The organism is uncultured Bacteroides sp., assembly GCF_905207245.1.
Classification (GTDB): Bacteria; Bacteroidota; Bacteroidia; order Bacteroidales; family Bacteroidaceae; genus Bacteroides.
The window spans coordinates 104,551-122,973 of the sequence record NZ_CAJLKP010000006.1; the positions used below are offsets into that span (position 1 = coordinate 104,551).

The window sequence follows — 18,423 nt, forward strand, 5'->3', positions numbered from 1 at the left end:
TATATTCATTCTTGTACACCGAACTTGTAAATAGTTACTTGTTGGTATTCGTCGCCCGGAAGCAATACTGCCGACGGGAAATGTGGTTTGTTAGGAGTATCGGGGAAACATTGTGCTTCAAAGCAAACGGCACTTCGTGCAGGGAAAGTAGCTCCATGTGCACCGGCAAAGCCGCCCAACCAGTTTCCTGTGTAGAGTTGCACACCGTTCTCTGTGGTATATACTTCCATGGTACGTCCGCTTTCCGGCTCTGTATAAGTAGCGGCAAGACTCAATTCACCACTCTCAGTCTTATTCAATACATAGCAATGGTCATAACCTGCACCATTCACCAATTGCTCGAATTTGTCATCAATACGCTCACCTATTGTGTGCGGTGTGCGGAAATCCATAGGAGTACCTTCTACTTTCAGGACTTCTCCTGTAGGGATAGACACTTCGTCAATAGGAGTATAATGGTCGGCGTTGATGGTGATGGAGTGGTTCAGAACCGTTGGGGTGGGATTGGCAATGCCTGCCAGATTGAAGAAGCCGTGGTTAGTGAGGTTTACGACAGTTGCTTTGTCGGTGGTTGCCCGGTATTCGATAACCAGTGCATTGGTTTCATCTTCCAAACGATAGGTCATTTCTACTTCCAGATTTCCGGGGAAGCCCTCTTCGCCATCGGCAGACGTATAGTTGAAAACAACGGTTGTCGGGTCCGGTTGAACAGCATCCCATACTCTGGCGTGGAAACCTGTGGGTCCACCATGCAGAGAATTAGGGCCATTGTTGATTGTCAGATTGTGTTCTTCACCGTAAAGAGTAAATTTTCCTTTTGCGATGCGGTTGCCGTAGCGTCCGATGGTAGTGTTGAGGAAAGGCTCGGGGCTATTGATTACATGGTCTATACTGTCGTGACCCAGAATCACGTTAGCATATTTCCCGTTCTTGTCGGGGATCATAATGGAAAGGATGGCGCATCCGTAGTTAGTAACTGCAACCTCCATTCCCTGAGCGTTTTTCAGAATGAACAAATCTGTTTTCTTGTTATCAATATCTTTTTGAAAGTCTTGCTTGTCCAAGCCGGACAAATTACTTTCTGTTGAAGCGGTGTTTATCATAACCATGGTATTAATTAAATTTCTTGCAAATAAAAAGAAATTCTTCCGTACTCCCAAGTGTTTATCTTGAAATGTGAAGAACATTTTAGGAAAGTTTAGCGTTTAACATTTACGAGGCGAATTGATATTTTTTGTAAGTTTGTCGCGTTAATCTAGAAAAATGTAACATTTTTATTTAAAGCTCTAACAAAAACTACGAATGTATCCTTTGAAATTCGAGCCTATTCTGAAGCAAACGCTTTGGGGAGGCGACAAAATTATTGCTTTTAAGCAATTGAATGAAACGCTATCCGGAGTAGGCGAAAGCTGGGAAATCTCGGCTGTAGAAAACAACGAGTCTGTTGTTGCCAATGGTCCTGACAAAGGGCTTACACTCCCGGAGATGGTGGGAAAATACCGTCAGGAACTGGTCGGTGAAGTGAACTATTCTCGTTTCGGCACTAAATTTCCCTTGTTAATAAAGTTCATTGATGCCAAGCTGGATCTTTCCATCCAGGTGCATCCGGGAGACGAACTGGCGAGAAAACGCCACAACTCTTTCGGTAAGAATGAAATGTGGTATGTGGTTTCTGCGGATAAGGGAGCAAAGCTGATTTCCGGCTTTGCCGAGCAAATTACTCCGAAGGAATATAAGGAAAGGGTTTATAACGGGACATTTGCCGAAGTGCTGCAAACGTGTGATGTAAAGCCGGGGGATGTATTCTATGTTCCTGCAGGTCGTGTACATGGTATCGGTGCCGGTGCTTTTGTTGCCGAAATTCAGCAGACTTCGGATATTACTTATCGTATTTTCGACTACAACCGGAAAGATGAACAGGGCAAATCCCGCGAATTGCACACTACTCAGGCTACTGAAGCCATTAACTTTGCCGATGTGCAGGATGATTTCCGTACTGAATACGAGCATCTGGAGAATGAACCGGTGGAACTGCTTGCCAGCCCTTACTTCACGACTTCTCTTTATGACATGACGGAAGAAATCACATGTGACTATTCTGAACTGGACTCATTTGTTATTTTCATTTGTGTGGAAGGTGCATGCCGCCTTACGGATGACAGCCAGAATGAAATCACGCTCCGTGCCGGAGAGACAGTGTTGCTGCCTGCATCCACGCAGGAAGTTACGATTGTACCCGAAGAAGGCAGTAGCGTGAAACTACTCGAAACGTATGTGTAAAATGCTACGATTTGATACAAAAATGGCTGCGTTTCATTTGAAGCGCAGCCATTTTTGATTCTGTTATTTCTTGGAGCTAAACATTCTCCTGAATCTTTTCATCATTTTCAATCCCAGCATTACTCCGTCAAAGACGGCCATACCTGTATTGAAAGCGCGCATGATGGCATTACCTTTGTCGGCTGCAGGAGCAAGCGGGGCAAAAAGGTCTCTAGCCGTATCCGTCATTATCTGTTTCTGCAGATGTAATTTCTTACGTACTTCTTCTTTTCGTTGCGCAATGCTTTCAAGAGTGATGTAGGTTGTATCCGGCGTATTATTCATGATGAAATCATTTATTATTATCAAAGAATAGTCCCGCAATGAAACTTACCATTGGATTAATGATGAGCTGCTTGCGGAAAATAATTGTTAATAAAATCAGCAGAATGTGGAAGCAGGCTATGATACTGAAACTTACCGTCAGTCCGCCCACGAGCGGATCTAAAATGTAAGCCAAAGCAAACGACAAATAAAACAGTGCCACCATGCCAAGTGTAATTACCACCAAGAGTAAAATCAGGGCGGAAAGCAGGATTGATAATTTTTCGGTTATCTCCAGTTGGGTGTATTCTTTCTGTAGTTTCAGATACTTCTTGACTTCAAAGAATAATTGTTGGAGAGTGTCAATGCTTTTATCGTCTGCAAACATCATAGTGGCTCTGTTTTTTTGTAGAATTGATTTATTCGGCTTCGCCTTTAATTTCAGCTGCAATCTCGTCTACCAGGTTCTCCATTTCGGTACGGTTCAAGCGAATACCTTTTTTACGGAGGATTTCTGCGATTTTGTGACGAGTGTCTTCTCCTTTTTCGGGAGCAAATAAAATACCGACGGCTGCGCCTACTGCTGCACCGCCCAGAAAAGCTGCAAGTACATTTAATCCTTTCATAATGTTCTCCTTTCTATTTTTAAAGAGGTTAATACTACAAAACTAACATTTTTCTTTGAATAGTTGTTCGCTTAACTTCTTTTTTTTTGATATATTTATTTTTTTACCTGATTGTATGGGGGAAATGATGTCTTTCTCTACCACTTTCATTTAATTTTATTTGTTTTTCTCTGGAAAATAAGCTATATTTGAGAAAACCTCATAAAATGTTGCACTATGAAGACTAAATTTGATTATTATTACATGTCTCCTCTTTATGAGCTTAATTACTTTGTTTTGTTCATTGTTAAGTTGTATAATCGTATTAAACAGCGTAAAACCGATAAAAATACTAAGTAATAAGTCTGCTCGACTCATTTTGATTTTATAACCGATAAACAGACCAAAACCACTCTCATCGTACTTGGTCTGTATCTGCTTCGTATCCGGTTCGTACCTCCTTTGCTCTGTCCTTCTCCGTATAGAAGCGAACAAGACGCGGAGCAGATATGAATCGGAAGAGTTTCTGACCAAAACCAGATTTATCATTTCCTTCGTTTAATTAAATTTAACTACAAGAGTAGCGTTCAGATTGATTGTTCCGTGTACATTTGTCCTATTATTCGGAATATGAGCTACATGGAGATGCGAAAAAGAAATATATTTTTGATCATCGGGTGGATAGCACTTGTGCTGGTTGCTTGTAGCAATACGAATGGAGATTTGGATAATAAGTGGCAGTTGAGGCAATATCAATATGCTGATGGTTCTGTGGAACGGCAAGATAGTATCTTCTATAATTTTCAGAAAGGCAGCTTTTCTGCCATCTGTTTGTTGAAAAATGGTGCTTATCAAACGTTTTTTGGGAATTATTCTTTGAAAGGAGATAAAATTTCTATTATTTTGCTGCCTGAAAGTATGGAAGACGAAAACTATGCGTTCTATATAGGGTGGGAAAATGGAGAACGGACGTTTACAATGGAAGAACTGACATCTTCATCTCTGCGTTTAGAATATGAGGGTACTCGTTATTTGTTCCGTAAATATTGAATATAGTTTGAAATATTGAGATAGAAATTATTAATAAAAACAATATGATTATGAAAAAATTAGCAATTTTAGGAATGGGACTGTGTGTTGTTTTGGCATTCTCTTCTTGCAAATCGAGTGAAAGCGCTTATAAAAAAGCATATGAAAAGGCAAAGCAACAAGAATTGGCTGAGCCTCAGACTGCCGAACCGGTGGAAGTAGCTCCGGTAGTTAGTGCTCCGGTTGAAGCAAAAGTAGTGGAAAGTGTGCCTGTTGCAACTGCCGGTGTACGTCAGGAAAAAGTTGAAGTAGTATCGGGTGTTGGTGGTTTGAAAGACTACAGCGTGGTTTGCGGTAGTTTCAGTGTGAAAGCTAATGCTGAAAGCTTGAAGGATTTCCTGGATAAGGAAGGTTACAATGCTTTTATTGCTTTTAATCCGGATGCTGCTATGTATCGTGTGATTGTGAGCACATTTGCCGACAGAGCTTCTGCGGCTGATGCACGCGACGCTTTCAAGTCTAAGTACTCTAACCGTAAGGATTTCCAGGGTGCTTGGTTATTATATCGCCTCAAATAATTTAAATTCTTTTTGGTAATTATAGAAAGAGAATTTTCTCTTTCAAAATAAGGCAGTAGCTGGGAAGTTACTGCCTTTTTTCTGTTTATGAGGCAAGAAGAGAGAAGCCTCAATCAAAGTTGAACATCTCAACCGATTGAAGCTTCTTCTTGGGGGATTGTGTAAGTTGATTTTTTTTGAGGTCTTATTTATTTAAGTTGAACTTCAAATGCCTGGGTACGTCCGGCATAGACATCGCTATTACTGAAGTCGCAATTTACGGTTCCTGAACGTTTCCTGGTATAAATATTCACGGTTATGCCGGACTGGGACTGTGCAGGGTCGGCTATATGAACTTCTACTTTATCTTTATCAATGTTCTTGATTATCAAAGCGCAACCTTTATCTACTTTTACCGTCATATCTTTGCTGGTGAATTCTCCTGCATTATGAAATACCATTTGCCAAATGCCGGCCTTTTTATTTCTTACTACTTGTACATTTTCTGTATTGGCTAAAATCTCAATATTATTTTTTCGCCGGTAATTCTTCATCTCCTCAGCGGATTGAATGCCGGGAACGACAATGTAAGCATAAGTTGCCAGTTCCGGTGTAATGCCATGATTTAGCCCCAGGGTGAATACTTTTTTCTGTATGCTACCTTTGGAAGTGGAATGATTGATATCGTACCAACTTCCAGTTTGTACTTGATTGGTTGCAACCACTTGTTGTCCGTCAGGCAGTAAATATCCTACTTTGTTGTGTAGAATCCACTCAGGAGAATTGTAATTGAAAGTTCCGTCATTAATCTCAGATATTTTTCCTTTCTGGCAGACTATGGCATTTTCGGTAGATGACAGGCATTGATTGATAGTCGTGAATATGGGGTACGATGATGTGGAGTGTATGCCTGCTCCAAGACATACTACCTCATCGTCGAAAAAGAACCATGCTTTGTGTGCACCGGTGTTGATTCCGGCATACGAGTCTGTGTACGAATAGACTGATGCTCCGTATAGACTGTCGGATACGCCGCCGGCGAAGGTTGAAGTTCCGGGAGTTTGCCAATCACTGGCTGCCATAGGAATTTCGTCCACTTGCGGAGCCGTTGTTCCGGGAATACGTGTCCAGTTCCAGACGGGAAAGATTTCATCATATTCGTTTCCATCGACAGCTATGTTGGTACATCCGTCAGACATGAAGTAGGTCTTTAGGTTTTCTCCATTTCCGTATTCACAACGTGCCGTGCGGTTAGATACCATGCGTACGTCAAAAGTATAAGTGGGCCGCACGTGCAAAGTATAATCTCCCCGGAAATAGTGAGTATGCTTTGCTGTCAATGCATAATTGGCAGGCTGTTTACCATCCAGGCGGGCTATGATTTCTTTGAATTCATTGGCATGCTCCGGGTCCAGTTCGACCATACGTTTGGCAAATAGCATTGTATGTATCTTTTGGGTGACTCCGGGGCGGCTTACGCCTCTTCCCAGCACGTCAAACAACATGTATTGACCGCGTATGGTAGAATAATAGGTTTCACGCATAAATTTACTTAGTAGGGCTAACTTGTCTTGTGGTATTGCATATTGTGTACCTTTGGTGTACATGGCTATTTGAGTTACCCCTTTCAGTATTTCATCTCCGTATCCACCGATATAGAGTTGTTGTCCATGCTGGAAGTAACTGTTGTCATGCTGAAACCCTTCTTTGGTAGTATATACAATTGGATTATAAACATTTTCGAGTGCAAATTTCAAGTCTGCTTCATTTTCGGAAAGACATGCACGATATATCCAGTGCAAGGCAATGTCCGTGCGGTTGGCTCCTGTCCATTTGGCGGGATTTCCACCATCTGTTTTCATTCTTTCCAGTATTTTATTTTCTAATTCTTTGTTCAACTGTTTTTCTCCTGTCCGCATTTGTATCAATAATATCCCCAGACGTTGGGGCTCGGCAATTTGATTATACCACCAGTTGTGACACCAGGGATTGCGCTCATGCCAGTATTCCAGCCCTTGCTGTATTTTTGCAAAGAGATTCTCATCCTTATAATATTTATTACTCGGATTGGTATATGCGAATACGAAATTATACAGACGGTCGATGTGTTCCAGAGGAGGCCAATTAGTTCGTTGTATACTACCGTAGTCTACATCTGTAAATGAACCGTCAGCCTCATTGTATTTCTTCAAAGCTTCGTCAATAGAAGGGTTTTGAGCAAAGTCAATCCTGATTTTTTGCATCAATACTTCAAAGTCGTCATTGTTGCCCGAAGAATTGGGGTTTGTTACTGCATTTGCCTTTGTCGATATCATACTGCTCATGATGAACAATATAATAAGATGAACTGTGATTCTCATATTATTTTCAACGTTATTATTTTATACTAGGATAATTATCTTTTTTCTACTCAGCCATTTTATATATCTGATTTCCGGCCAATAAGAATGCTCCTACACCATATACCTCCGTCATTTCGCGGGTTACCTTCTTCGGATCGGCACCGATGGGTTGTACATAGCCCAGTTTTCCATCTTTTTCCACGGCTTTTACCAGTGCTTTCCATCCTTTTTCGATGGCGGGCATAAAAGTTGTTTTATCCAATAGCCCTTCATTTACACCATAGGCTAATGCGTATACGATGAATCCTGTGGCACTCGTTTCGGGAGAAGGGTAGGAATCCGGGTCCAGAAGGCTTGCATGCCAATATCCGTCTTTGCCTTGCAGCTGGATTATACGCTCGGATAGGGTGATGAATAAATCCTGATAGAACTGGCGGTGCATGTTGTTGCGTGGCAGGGTTTGCAGAATTTCGCAAAGACCTCCTAATACCCAACCGTTTCCACGTCCCCAGAATACCTTTGTGCCGTTGGCTTCTTTTTGCTTGAAATAGCGGTGATCTCTATAGAACAGTTTTTCTTCTTTATCAAACAAATAGTCGTAAGTTGCCTTATATTCCCGGTTCATGAATTCGATGTATTTCCACTCGTTTGTCAGCATATACATTTTGGCATAAACAGGGGGAGCCATAAATAAGGCATCGCACCATGACCAGCGTTCTAAACTGCTCATGTTCCTGTAGTCCAGTTCCAGAGTACTGGCTGATGGGTGATTGATGACAAATTCCGTACGTGCCAGAGTGGGAAGCAGCATGTTGCGGTCGTGATACTTCTGGTACATATCTAAGAATACCTGCCCCACAGCTATATGATCTGCATGATACATGTATTTCCCTACTTGCCAGGCATTGCGGCGACCTATTTTCATCAGCCATTCATAGTAGGAACTGTCCCCGTCTTCTTTCTCCGTTAATTCGGCCCAATCTATCATTCCCATATAGAGTGCGGCATGTGTCCAGTTGAGGTCATCATGTTCATGTCCTTTTGCCGGATTGGCTATCTGCCAGTCGGCAACACGTTTCATAATAGATTTTATATCTGTTTTGCTGAAATTGTTCTGCCCATATGCATATATGGCAGCGATGGATAAAATGGAATAAATGATTAAACGCTTCATTTCTTTTTTCATAATGCTGTTGATGATAAATGGTTGAAGTATTAGAAAATGATTTTATAGTTCTCCCCTTTTCGGGTTTTGAATTCGAGAATATCATTACCGGAACGCTTAAATTTTACAAGTTTATTACGCTCATCGGTTACTTGGGCAATGGCTGCTTCTTTGCATTTGATTCGGCAAGGTTCTCCTTTTTTTGATAAAATTTGGATACTTTGGATTGTGCCGTTCTCCCATGTGACAGAGACTTTGAAGTTACCGCGTGCCATTAATCCGTTGAAAGTTCCTTTGCTCCAATTGTCTGGGATGGCTGGTAACGGTTCGATATATCCCTCGTGGCTTTGCAAAAGCATTTCCGCCATTCCGGCAGTTGCTCCGAAATTGGCATCTATTTGAAAAGGTGGGTGTGAACCCCATAAGTTTTCTAATGTCCCGTAGGTCAGTATGTCTTGGTATAATTTATATGCTCGATTACCGTTTTTGGCTCGTGCCCATAGGTTTAATCTGTGTGCCATAGCCCATCCTGTTGACTTGTCACCCCGTTCTTTCAGAGTTACTTTTGCGGCTTCCAACCATTCCGGAGTGCTTGCATTGATGATTGTCCCCGGATACATAGCACATAGCTGGGATATATGCCGGTGCTGATATTGTCCTATCTCTCCATATTTCTTTTCTTCACGGAATTCTTTTATTTGTCCGGACTCACCGATTTGTATAGCATCTAATTTCCCTATTTGCTCTTTTACTGTTTTCAGGAACGGATTTTTATCATTCAGAATCGTAGCTGCAATCAGTAAGTCACGATAGGTTTCCAGGATCATGCTTTGATCGAATATACATCCTTTGGAACGATAATATCCCTGTTGATGAATCTGTTCCGGTGAGAAAGAAGGATCTACCAATAACGTACCGTCCGGCTGAGGTTTCAAGGTTTTGGACAGAAATTTAGCCATGCCCATAAGGGCGGGATAAACATGGTCTTTCAGTAGTTGTTTGTCACGCGTGAAGTCATAGTAATCCCAGAATAGTTTGGTTGTGAAACCTCCTGTTCCCGGACCGGAATGACCTCCGGGACCTGATATGCCGAAAGCTGTGGCTCCGGTGCCGATTGTCCAGCCATTTTCTTCGGCTGTAGGATCAAGTGCCTCCGGGTTGTTCTGTGTGATATAATCGACAGCTTTTCCAGTTGCAGCTTTGCGGAAAGCTTCATTATAATCCATATATGGGATAAAAAGTTCGGCCAGGTTGGTGTTGAATGCCGGCCAATAGTTCATTTGTACATTTACATTGTGCCAATATCCTCCGGACCAGGGAGCAAATTCATATTGATTCCAGACTCCTTGTAAATTGGCAGGCAGGGAACCCTGGCGTGAAGAAGATATCAGTAAATAGCGTCCGTATTGGAAAAATAATTCTTCCAGATATACATCGTGCTTTCCGTTGCGATACTGATTCAGTAATTTGTCAGTGGGGATAGAGGGAGTATGTTCTGTCAGTTGGAGATCAACTCTGTTGAAAAAATGCTGATAGTCGGCAATATGTTCATTACGAAGATATTCGTATCCTTTTTCTATTGCTTCCCTGATACGTTTGCTAACTTGGTCGTGTGGGTGTGCATTACCTTTGAATTTTTCTGCATTCGGTAAAAGGAAGACACTGTCTTTTAATTCGTATGAAGTGGCGGCTGTGATGTATAATATTACACTGTCAGCTTTGCTTACGTTTATAAAACTGTTATTATCACCCTTATTTACAGAATAAAGTGCTCCTCCGTAATTTATTATCTTTATCTGTCCTTCATAAGGTAAATGGAAATATTGTATTTCTCCTTCCAGTGTAATAAGGTCTTTTTCTGCTTGTACGTGCCCACTGCGTCCGATTTGTTCATTATTGAAAGAATGGAGATAGGGCAAAACAGGACGAACTGTGAACGATATCATACCGGGTTGGCTGGCTTTCAGTTTTACTGCGATTACATTAGCAGGATTACTGGCAAAGTATTCTCTGCTATATTCAGTTCCTTCATGTATATAGCTCACCGTAGAAATCGCATCATTCAAACGCAGTGTGCGCTTGTAATTCTGGGCATAGTTGTGATGAATATCCAGATATATTTCTGCGAAATTGGTAAAACCTCCCATACCATAAGCTCCTTTATTTCCCATTGTTTTCTCTGCTAATTGGATACGCTCTACATCGGTTCTTCCGAAAATGCAAGCTCCCATAGCTCCATTCCCAATGGGAAGTGACCATTTTTCCCAATCCTCATCATAAGGGAAGCCTCTTGAGACTATCCGGCTGAAATCTCCTCCACGGTTGTATGCCGGACGATTATACCATAAAGTATATTCTTTGTTAAGCTCTGTACTTTGTATGCTGAAAGTCGACAAGAGTAATAGTATTGATAAAAAAAGACTTTTCATGTTTTTGTATTTTGATTTTAGGAATAGTGCAAAGGTATAGAAACATTTAAAAATAGTCTTCTTAGTATCTTCCATTTTTAAGCAATTACACAATATGTGCTACAAAAATGGACGCAATTGGCATAGCTTGAAACTATTAAGACCGGGAAGGGTATAATTTTAAAAGTTTATTTGTCTTATTTGAATTATTTCTATAGTTTTGTCTTAATTAAATTAATACTATGTATGAGCAGAATCAGATGCTATGTGACATCTGCCTTATTGTTATTTTGTATTAACACATATGGGCAGTATTTCAAAAAATTAGATATGAAAGATGGACTTTCAAATCTTTCAGTTTTGGCTATCTATCAGGATACTTTAGGACGTATGTGGTTTGGGACAAACGAAGGAGTCAATATCTATGATGGTGAACGGCTCTCTACTTATAAATCTTATGATATTATAGACAATAAGCTCCGGAAGAAGAAGTTTATTAATGGAATGGTTGACCAAATAGTAGGTGACTTTTATGGTGATGTCTTTTTGAGAACTGATGGAGCATTAATTAAGTATGACATAAAAAAAGGGCGTTTTAAAGAATTATATCCAGCGGGAATAACTTCTATTGCTGTTTTTGATAATGAAGTGTGGTGTGCAGCCAGTGATTCACTTTTCAGATATAATGCCTGCACTGATTCTTTATGTTTTTATCAAAAGCTGAATACTCCCATAATCTGGTGTATGGCTAAAAATGAAGATAAAACATGGATTGGGACAGCAAAAGGCTTGTATGTATTGGAAGGGGGAATAGTAAAATGTGTGTTACCGGAGGTAGAAATCTTTAAATTGTTTGTAAGTAGCAGGGGTGAACTGTGGATTGCTTCTCGAATGAAAGGTTTATATAAGATAGGCTGTGATGGTGTTCTAAGAAAAGAGAAATGTGCATCCGATCGTGTAGTAAGCGAACAAATTCGTAGTTTTGTGGAAGATGATCAGGAAAATGTCTGGTTCGGTACTTTTGACGGGTTACAAATGTATAGGCCAAACGCGGATGCTTACTGTGTATATCGTCCTAATTTTCATCCGGGATCGTTATCGCATGAGTCAGTGTTTTCACTTTTTAAAGACAGGCAAGGGACTATCTGGGTTGGTACCTATTATGGAGGTGTGAACTATTTCAATCTGAAAAAAGATTTATTTAAGTACTATGTTTATGCTGAATCAAACAAAAATTGTCTGAACTATCCGATTATTGGGCAAATAATAGAAGATAAGAAGCGTGATCTTTGGATATGTACTGATGGAGGTGGAGTAAACCGCTTTGATCGGAAAACTGAGACTTTTACCTATTATACTACTGAATCCGGTAAAAAATCAATTTTGCATGATAATGTAAAGACTATCGCTTACGATGAAAGTCGTGACCAGATATATATAGGTACATATACGTGAGGGCTTAGTCTCTATGATAAGGCAACGAATCGTTTTCATAATTATTTTGAAGACTATAAACGTAGTGGAAAGGGACCAGACCACATTATTTATTATTCCTTATTTAAGGACGGTTGGTTGTATGTGACAGCCAGAAATGGTTTTTGGCGTATGCATCCGGATAAAGGAGAGTTCCAGCTAATAAGTAATAAAGACTTTTTTCAGACATTTGAAATTGATTCTCAAGGCTATGTCTGGTTGGCTGCCAATCTGGACCTGTATAGATTATCTTTGAGTGATTGGAATGAGATGGAATCTGTGCATTTTGACACTTTAGAAAATCGTAAAGTTAGAATTACCAAGATAATGGAGGCTACAGATGGCACAATTTATGTTTCTACCATAGGTAATGGTGTGTTTTCATATAGCTATGATACGGAGCAATGGGAACATTACACAGCCGAGCAAAATAGCCTGTTGAGTAATTTCTGCTATAATCTGGCAGAATCCCCGTTAAATAATATATTGATAACTAATGATAAAGGGATTTCCATCTATTCACCTTTCAATCATTCCATGTATTCTGTAGAGCTAGGTGCCATAAAAGGCATGATTTCTGCGGTTGCAGATGGGGGAGGAATTTGTGTTGCGGATGATGACATGGTTTACATCGGCGGGGTAGATGGTATGATTTCGTTTCGTGAGAAAGATTTATATATAAATGATGGGAGTGATGCCTCCAGACTTTATTTTGCTAATCTTTTTATAAATAATGTCGAGGTATGTCCGGGAGATGCCCAGCATGTATTGGAACAGTCATTGCCATTTGTACAGCATATAGATTTAGCATCTTGGCAGAATAATCTGATGGTAGATTTTTCCAGTTCTAATTATATTGAGTTAGAGAAAAGTATCTGGTATCAGTATAAATTGGAGGGGTTTGATAAAGACTGGATATTTACTAATCAGTTACGGCTGATTTACACGAATCTTGCTCCGGGAAACTATGTTTTGAAAGTACGTGAAGCAAAAAACAGATTAGGTGATGAAGGAGGTGAAGGAATTGCACTTGCTATTGTGATACACTATCCTTGGTACCGTAGTTTCTGGGCTTATTTGGTGTATTTCCTGATAATAGCAAGCGTTGTTTATATTTTCTTGAGAATACGAAATGCCCGTAAGACACTGGCTTTGTCATTGGCTAGGGAAAAGGATGAAAAAGAACGTATGGAGGAAGTGAATAAAATGAAACTCCGTTTCTTTACCAACATATCTCATGAATTCCGTACTCCGTTGACTTTGATTATTGGACAGATAGAGATGCTGTTGCAGTCGGAAAAGCTTTCACTTTCTGTGTATCGCAGATTGCAAAGCGTACATAAGAATGCAATGAATTTACGCTTTTTAATTACGGAATTATTAGATTTCAGGAAGCAAGAACAGGGATTCATGAAATTGAAGGTAGAGTGTGTAGATATTGTGCCTTTTCTAGAAGATATCTATCGTTCGTTTTGGGAGCTTGCCCGGAAAAGGAACATAATATATACTTTCGAACACAGTAATGAAAAAATGGAAGTCTGGATTGATCCGGTACAGATGCAGAAGGCTGTGTTTAATCTGTTATCAAATGCTTTTAAATATATATCTGACGGAAAAAGCATTGGGATTTCTGTGAAAAGACAACAGCAGATGATGGAAATAACTGTAGCGGATACAGGATGTGGAATTTCTCAATATGATTTAACCAGGATTTTTGAACGCTTCTATCAAGGGAATGAGAAGACACAGCAAGGGGGTATGGGGAGCGGCATCGGATTGGCTCTTACTAAGGGGATTGTTGAAGCTCATAAGGGTGATATAACGGTAGAGAGTGTATTGGAGGAAGGTAGTAGTTTCAAGATACAATTGCTACTGGGAAATGAGCATTTTACCAAAGAAGAGTTGGAACATGAGAAGGTAATCGTGCAGGCTCCGGATTGGGAGGCACTTGTCACTGACGGATTTGAACCGCTGCCGGAAGAAAAAGCGGAGGAAGATGACAATGAGGCTGTACTGGAGAAAGAAGAATCTGGAAAACCTCGTATACTGCTGGTGGAGGATGATGAAGGCGTTCTGGATATGTTGGAAGGGATTTTTTCGCCAACCTATATTGTATATAAGGCTACAAACGGACAGATGGGATTTGAACAGGCTCAACAGTTACAACCGGATTTAGTGGTGAGTGATGTAATGATGCCGGTAATGTCCGGTAAGGAAATGTGTTATAAAATTAAGAATTCTCTGGAACTGGCATATATACCTGTTGTGTTGCTTACGGCGCAGTCTTCGATAGATTATACTATAGAAGGGTATATGTTTGGGGCTGATGATTATATAACAAAGCCCTTTAATGTAAAATTGCTTCTGGCACGTTGCAGTAGTCTGTTAAGAAACAGGCGACTGCTATTGAAAAGACTGAGTAGGGCAGAGGTTGTTGCATCGCAGGAAATCGGTGGGCTTACAATAGCTGATCAGAAGTTACTGGATACAGCGGCAGAAGTGATAAAGCGTAACTTTGACAATCCGGATTTTGATATGAACATGTTAGCTTCTGAGTTAAATATGGGCCGGAGCAAAATGTTTCTTCGTCTGAAAGAAGTTGTGGGGCTAACACCCAATGAGTTTACGTTGAAATTGAAATTGGAAGAAGCTTTAAGGCTGTTGCAGGAAGAACCGCAATCTAATATTTCGGAAATTTCGTATAAGTTGGGATTTACTTCTCCACGTTATTTCAGTCGTTGTTTTAAGGCCTTTTATGGGGTTGCTCCATTATATTATCGGAAAGATACTCCGAGAGATGAGTCTCAAGCGGAGAAAGAAGTATAGGAATCTTTTTTTTATTTTCCTATCACATATAAACTACTATCCGATTATCAGCTTCGATACATCTTGGTTTTTAAAGAACCTTTGACTAGGAGTCTATAGGTGAAAATAGTCCTAAATGTGGCACAGATTGTCTGCAAAACAATCTGTGTCACTCTCTATGACTTAATGGTCAGATATTTATTCTGTCGATTCCATTTATTTGCACTGTTTTAGCGATGTATATAGGTCGCTGAAATTAAACCATAGTTATTCCTTATATTAACAAAATCACTTTTTTATGAAAAACAAATTGTGGCTTTTGATTTTTACTTTCTTTGCTGTCTGTCCCGGCAAGAGTATCGGAAACGAGAATCGTTCCGATGCTGTAGCAGCGACACAACAGAGTAAGGAAAAAGTCGTGACGGGAGAGGTTCTTGATGACCTGGGCCCGATTATTGGTGCTACTGTCAGGGTAAAGGGTACCCAGATAGGTAAGATTACGGACATGGACGGTAAGTTCACGTTGAGTGTTCCGGTTGGCGCTACCATTGTGGTGTCTTTTGTGGGATACGAAGACAAGGAAATTGTCTACAAAGGCGAGAGCAAACTGAAGATTTCCATGACTGAGAGTACTACATTATTAGAGGAAGTACAAGTCATAGCTTACGGCACAACAAAGAAAGTAACCGTTACCGGTGCTTTATCCTCAGTGAAATCAGATGAAATTATGAAATCTCCGGTAGGAAGTATTGCCAACGCATTGAGTGGCAAAGTTCCCGGATTGTCCAGTGTACAGAGCAGTGGCCAGCCGGGTGCTGATGATGCTGCGCTGTATGTACGTGGTGTCGGTTCTTTGTCTACCGGTTTGTCGGCCCCCTTGTGTCTGGTTGATGGAGTGGAACGTTCGTTCACCCAACTGGATCCCAATGAGGTGGAAGACATCACCGTATTGAAAGATGCTTCTGCTACGGCAGTATTTGGTGTGCGTGGTGCCAATGGCGTTATTCTGGTGACAACGAAGCGTGGACAGTCCGGCAAGGCTAAGATTACTTTCTCAACCAGTGCAGGCCTTCAGATGCCAACCAATATTCCGGACTTTGCCAACAGCTACGACTATGCCATGACGTATAATGCTGCCCAACGGCGTGATGGTGTGGCCGAAGATAAACTGATGTTTACGGATACAATGCTGGATGGTTTCCGAACGCATAGCAATCCGGTTCTTTACGCTGATACGGACTGGACGGATCTGTTGATTAAGAATTCGGCATTACAGACACAGCATAACATGACTATTTCCGGTGGTTCCGACCGTGTACGCTATTTTGCCTCATTAGGTGTATTTACTCAGAAGGGACTTTTCGAAACATTCCATGAAAACGATCGCGGCTTCGACTATAACCGCTACAACTATCGTATTAATATGGATATAGATGTGACGAAAACGACTTCTATGAAGATTAATTTAGGAGGCCGTCTGACTGATAAAACAGAACCCAACTATAACAATGGTACTTATACTGATATTTCTTATTTGTATGATAACATTTACAGTGCCGTTCCTTTTTCGGGTGCCGGTATTGTAGATGGTAAATGGGTTTCGGTCAATCGGCAGGTATTCGGTAATTTTGGTGTGATTAATGACGGTCTGAATACCTATTATGGTAAAGGATACAATACAACCAGTGGAAATGTGATTAACTTCGACTTTTCTCTGGAACAGAAACTCGATGTCCTGACAAAAGGTCTGAAGGCGCATATCAAAGGAGCCTATAATAGTGGTGTAACTGACAACCGTCGTCGTGAAGGAAAGGCTGACCAATATGAGGCTTATCTCACGGAAGGTGGTGAGACTTTGATTAGAAAGATACAGGAAGCACAAACAATGGGCTGGGTACAGCAAACAGGACAGTCGCGCGACTGGTATCTTGAAGGTGCTTTGAATTATCAGAGAGATTTTGGCCTGCATCATGTGTCTGCTTTGGCTATGTATAATCAGACAATGAAATATTATCCAAGTAAGAATACTGGTATTCCCCGTAGTTATGTAGGTTTTGTGGGACGCGCCACTTATGATTATAATACCCGTTACCTGTTGGACCTCAGTATTGGTTATAACGGTTCGGAGAACTTTGCAGAAGGAAAGCGCTTTGGTACATTCCCTGCAGGTTCAATCGGTTGGATTATTTCGGAAGAGAAATTTATGGAGCCACTGAAACCCTATGTCAGCTATCTGAAGTTCCGCGCATCTTATGGTATTGTGGGTAACGATATTGTTTCAGACGGGTCACGCTTCCTTTATCTGCCTGACAGTTATATCATCAGTACTGCGGGAAGTAATAATACCACCGGTATCTACAGCTTTGGTTCTATCACCAATAACTTCCTTCCGGGGGCCAAAGAGTCGAAGATTGGAAATCCCGATGTAACTTGGGAAACTTCAGCTAAACAGAATTACGGTATTGACCTGCATTTCTTCGATAGCCACCTGAAAACTTCATTGGATTATTTCATAGAGCACCGCAAAGACATTCTGATTTCCCGTCAGGTGAATCCCGGTTATCTGGCAATTTCCCTGCCTATTGTAAATATGGGTAAAGTGGATAACAAGGGATTCGAAGTAACTGCACGTTGGGAAGATGAGATAAGAGATTTCAGTTACTATATCGGTACAAGCTGGTCTTATGCCAAGAATAAGATAATTTACAAGGATGAGATTCCCCAGCCTTATGAATGGATGTGTGAAACCGGACGTCCTGTAGGACAGCAATTCGGTTATGTAAACGATGGCTTCTTTACAGAAGAGGATGCTGCTAATTATGAATCTCTGAAAGGAAAAGAGAATGGTATTCCCGATCATGGTTCTGGTTTCTCACCTATAGCCGGAGATGTGAAGTACAAAGACCTGAATAAGGATGGTAAGATCGATGCAAACGATATTTCGGCTATCGGCTATCCTACTTATCCGCTTTTAAATGGTAACATGCAATTGGGATTTTCCTGGAAAGGTTTTGACTTGAGCATGACATGGGCTGGTGCATTCCAGACTTCCCGTCTTGTAAGTCGCATCTATCGTACTCCGTTCGGAGAGACGGGTACGAATTCACTTCTTCAATATATGATTGATGATGCCTGGACACCTGAAAAAGGTAATAGCGCAAAAGCGCCTGCCATCTCTTTGAGCGGCAGTAAGACCAATAATTACAAAGATTCGGATTTATGGCTGCGTGATGCTTCTTATATTCGTCTGAAGAATATTGAGGTAGGGTATTCTTTCCCGAAGGTGTTGTTACAGAAATTCCGTATCAGCTCTTTGCGTCTGTCTCTTTCAGGATATAACCTTTTGACATTTAGTGACCTGGATTTCTGTGACCCTGAATCTAATCCGGATGGACGTGCTTATCCGTTGATTAAAGTCGTGAATTTCGGTTTAAAAATAGGATTTTAATAAACAGT

General features: G+C 40.8%; 13 protein-coding genes. 6 read left to right on the forward strand and 7 right to left on the reverse strand.

Going from position 1 to position 18,423, the window contains the following annotated elements; translation table 11 throughout:
* Window positions 1–5: 5 nt before the first annotated feature.
* Window positions 6–1,103, reverse strand: a complete 1,098-nt coding sequence (locus QZ135_RS03545) for an aldose epimerase family protein (RefSeq protein ID WP_294605989.1) — start codon at window positions 1,101–1,103, stop codon at window positions 6–8.
* 199 nt (window positions 1,104–1,302) lie between these two features.
* On the opposite strand from QZ135_RS03545, the gene QZ135_RS03550 reads away from it, so the two are divergent.
* Window positions 1,303–2,280 (forward strand): type I phosphomannose isomerase catalytic subunit, encoded by a 978-nt coding sequence (locus tag QZ135_RS03550; protein WP_294605991.1) that lies wholly within the window; start codon window positions 1,303–1,305, stop codon window positions 2,278–2,280.
* A 63-nt stretch (window positions 2,281–2,343) separates the two neighbouring features.
* On the opposite strand, the gene QZ135_RS03555 is transcribed toward QZ135_RS03550, so the two are convergent.
* From QZ135_RS03555 to QZ135_RS03565, 3 genes are read right to left on the reverse strand one after another with little or no spacing between them, the layout of a single operon-like run.
* Window positions 2,344–2,604 (reverse strand): hypothetical protein, encoded by a 261-nt coding sequence (locus QZ135_RS03555; protein ID WP_294605993.1) that lies wholly within the window; start codon window positions 2,602–2,604, stop codon window positions 2,344–2,346.
* Window positions 2,605–2,611: 7 nt separating this feature from the next.
* Window positions 2,612–2,971: a phage holin family protein gene (locus QZ135_RS03560; RefSeq protein WP_025831700.1), complete on the reverse strand. Its 360-nt coding sequence runs from the start codon at window positions 2,969–2,971 to the stop codon at window positions 2,612–2,614.
* A 31-nt stretch (window positions 2,972–3,002) separates the two neighbouring features.
* Window positions 3,003–3,209, reverse strand: coding sequence for a YtxH domain-containing protein (locus QZ135_RS03565; RefSeq protein WP_294605995.1), 207 nt, complete (start codon window positions 3,207–3,209; stop codon window positions 3,003–3,005).
* Between the two features lie 618 nt (window positions 3,210–3,827).
* Between QZ135_RS03565 and QZ135_RS03570 the strand changes: the two genes are divergently transcribed.
* Both QZ135_RS03570 and QZ135_RS03575 read left to right on the forward strand, forming a co-directional pair.
* Window positions 3,828–4,238 (forward strand): lipocalin-like domain-containing protein, encoded by a 411-nt coding sequence (locus QZ135_RS03570; protein WP_294605997.1) that lies wholly within the window; start codon window positions 3,828–3,830, stop codon window positions 4,236–4,238.
* Window positions 4,239–4,288: 50 nt separating this feature from the next.
* Window positions 4,289–4,795 carry an SPOR domain-containing protein gene (locus QZ135_RS03575; protein ID WP_294605999.1) on the forward strand — a complete coding sequence of 169 codons (507 nt, stop codon included), beginning with the start codon at window positions 4,289–4,291 and terminating at the stop codon, window positions 4,793–4,795.
* 188 nt (window positions 4,796–4,983) lie between these two features.
* On the opposite strand, the gene QZ135_RS03580 is transcribed toward QZ135_RS03575, so the two are convergent.
* From QZ135_RS03580 to QZ135_RS03590, 3 genes are read right to left on the reverse strand one after another with little or no spacing between them, the layout of a single operon-like run.
* Window positions 4,984–7,134 carry a polysaccharide lyase 8 family protein gene (locus tag QZ135_RS03580; RefSeq protein ID WP_294606001.1) on the reverse strand — a complete coding sequence of 717 codons (2,151 nt, stop codon included), beginning with the start codon at window positions 7,132–7,134 and terminating at the stop codon, window positions 4,984–4,986.
* Between the two features lie 46 nt (window positions 7,135–7,180).
* The gene (locus QZ135_RS03585) at window positions 7,181–8,290 is read right to left on the reverse strand and encodes a glycoside hydrolase family 88 protein (protein ID WP_294606003.1); all 1,110 of its coding nucleotides are present in this window, start codon (window positions 8,288–8,290) and stop codon (window positions 7,181–7,183) included.
* A 41-nt stretch (window positions 8,291–8,331) separates the two neighbouring features.
* Window positions 8,332–10,710 (reverse strand): glycoside hydrolase family 95 protein, encoded by a 2,379-nt coding sequence (locus tag QZ135_RS03590; RefSeq protein WP_294606005.1) that lies wholly within the window; start codon window positions 10,708–10,710, stop codon window positions 8,332–8,334.
* Between the two features lie 309 nt (window positions 10,711–11,019).
* Between QZ135_RS03590 and QZ135_RS03595 the strand changes: the two genes are divergently transcribed.
* The 3 genes from QZ135_RS03595 to QZ135_RS03605 all read left to right on the forward strand — a co-directional run bounded on the left by QZ135_RS03595 (window position 11,020) and on the right by QZ135_RS03605 (window position 18,415).
* Complete coding sequence (locus QZ135_RS03595) at window positions 11,020–12,144, forward strand: two-component regulator propeller domain-containing protein (protein WP_294606007.1); 1,125 nt, start codon at window positions 11,020–11,022, stop codon at window positions 12,142–12,144.
* A 123-nt stretch (window positions 12,145–12,267) separates the two neighbouring features.
* Entirely contained in the window at window positions 12,268–14,988 is a 2,721-nt protein-coding gene (locus QZ135_RS03600; protein ID WP_294606009.1) for an ATP-binding protein, read from the forward strand.
* A gap of 277 nt (window positions 14,989–15,265) precedes the next feature.
* Complete coding sequence (locus QZ135_RS03605; protein ID WP_294606011.1) at window positions 15,266–18,415, forward strand: TonB-dependent receptor; 3,150 nt, start codon at window positions 15,266–15,268, stop codon at window positions 18,413–18,415.
* Window positions 18,416–18,423: the final 8 nt, after the last annotated feature.

Coding starts and splice junctions, on each gene's coding strand:
- QZ135_RS03585 (WP_294606003.1), bottom strand. CDS start 8,290: ATGAAGCGTTTAATCATTTATTCCATTTTATCCATCGCTGCCATATAT.
- QZ135_RS03595 (WP_294606007.1), top strand. CDS start 11,020: ATGAAAGATGGACTTTCAAATCTTTCAGTTTTGGCTATCTATCAGGAT.
- QZ135_RS03560 (WP_025831700.1), bottom strand. CDS start 2,971: ATGTTTGCAGACGATAAAAGCATTGACACTCTCCAACAATTATTCTTT.
- QZ135_RS03580 (WP_294606001.1), bottom strand. CDS start 7,134: ATGAGAATCACAGTTCATCTTATTATATTGTTCATCATGAGCAGTATG.
- QZ135_RS03565 (WP_294605995.1), bottom strand. CDS start 3,209: ATGAAAGGATTAAATGTACTTGCAGCTTTTCTGGGCGGTGCAGCAGTA.
- QZ135_RS03570 (WP_294605997.1), top strand. CDS start 3,828: ATGGAGATGCGAAAAAGAAATATATTTTTGATCATCGGGTGGATAGCA.
- QZ135_RS03545 (WP_294605989.1), bottom strand. CDS start 1,103: ATGATAAACACCGCTTCAACAGAAAGTAATTTGTCCGGCTTGGACAAG.
- QZ135_RS03575 (WP_294605999.1), top strand. CDS start 4,289: ATGAAAAAATTAGCAATTTTAGGAATGGGACTGTGTGTTGTTTTGGCA.
- QZ135_RS03605 (WP_294606011.1), top strand. CDS start 15,266: ATGAAAAACAAATTGTGGCTTTTGATTTTTACTTTCTTTGCTGTCTGT.
- QZ135_RS03550 (WP_294605991.1), top strand. CDS start 1,303: ATGTATCCTTTGAAATTCGAGCCTATTCTGAAGCAAACGCTTTGGGGA.
- QZ135_RS03590 (WP_294606005.1), bottom strand. CDS start 10,710: ATGAAAAGTCTTTTTTTATCAATACTATTACTCTTGTCGACTTTCAGC.
- QZ135_RS03555 (WP_294605993.1), bottom strand. CDS start 2,604: ATGAATAATACGCCGGATACAACCTACATCACTCTTGAAAGCATTGCG.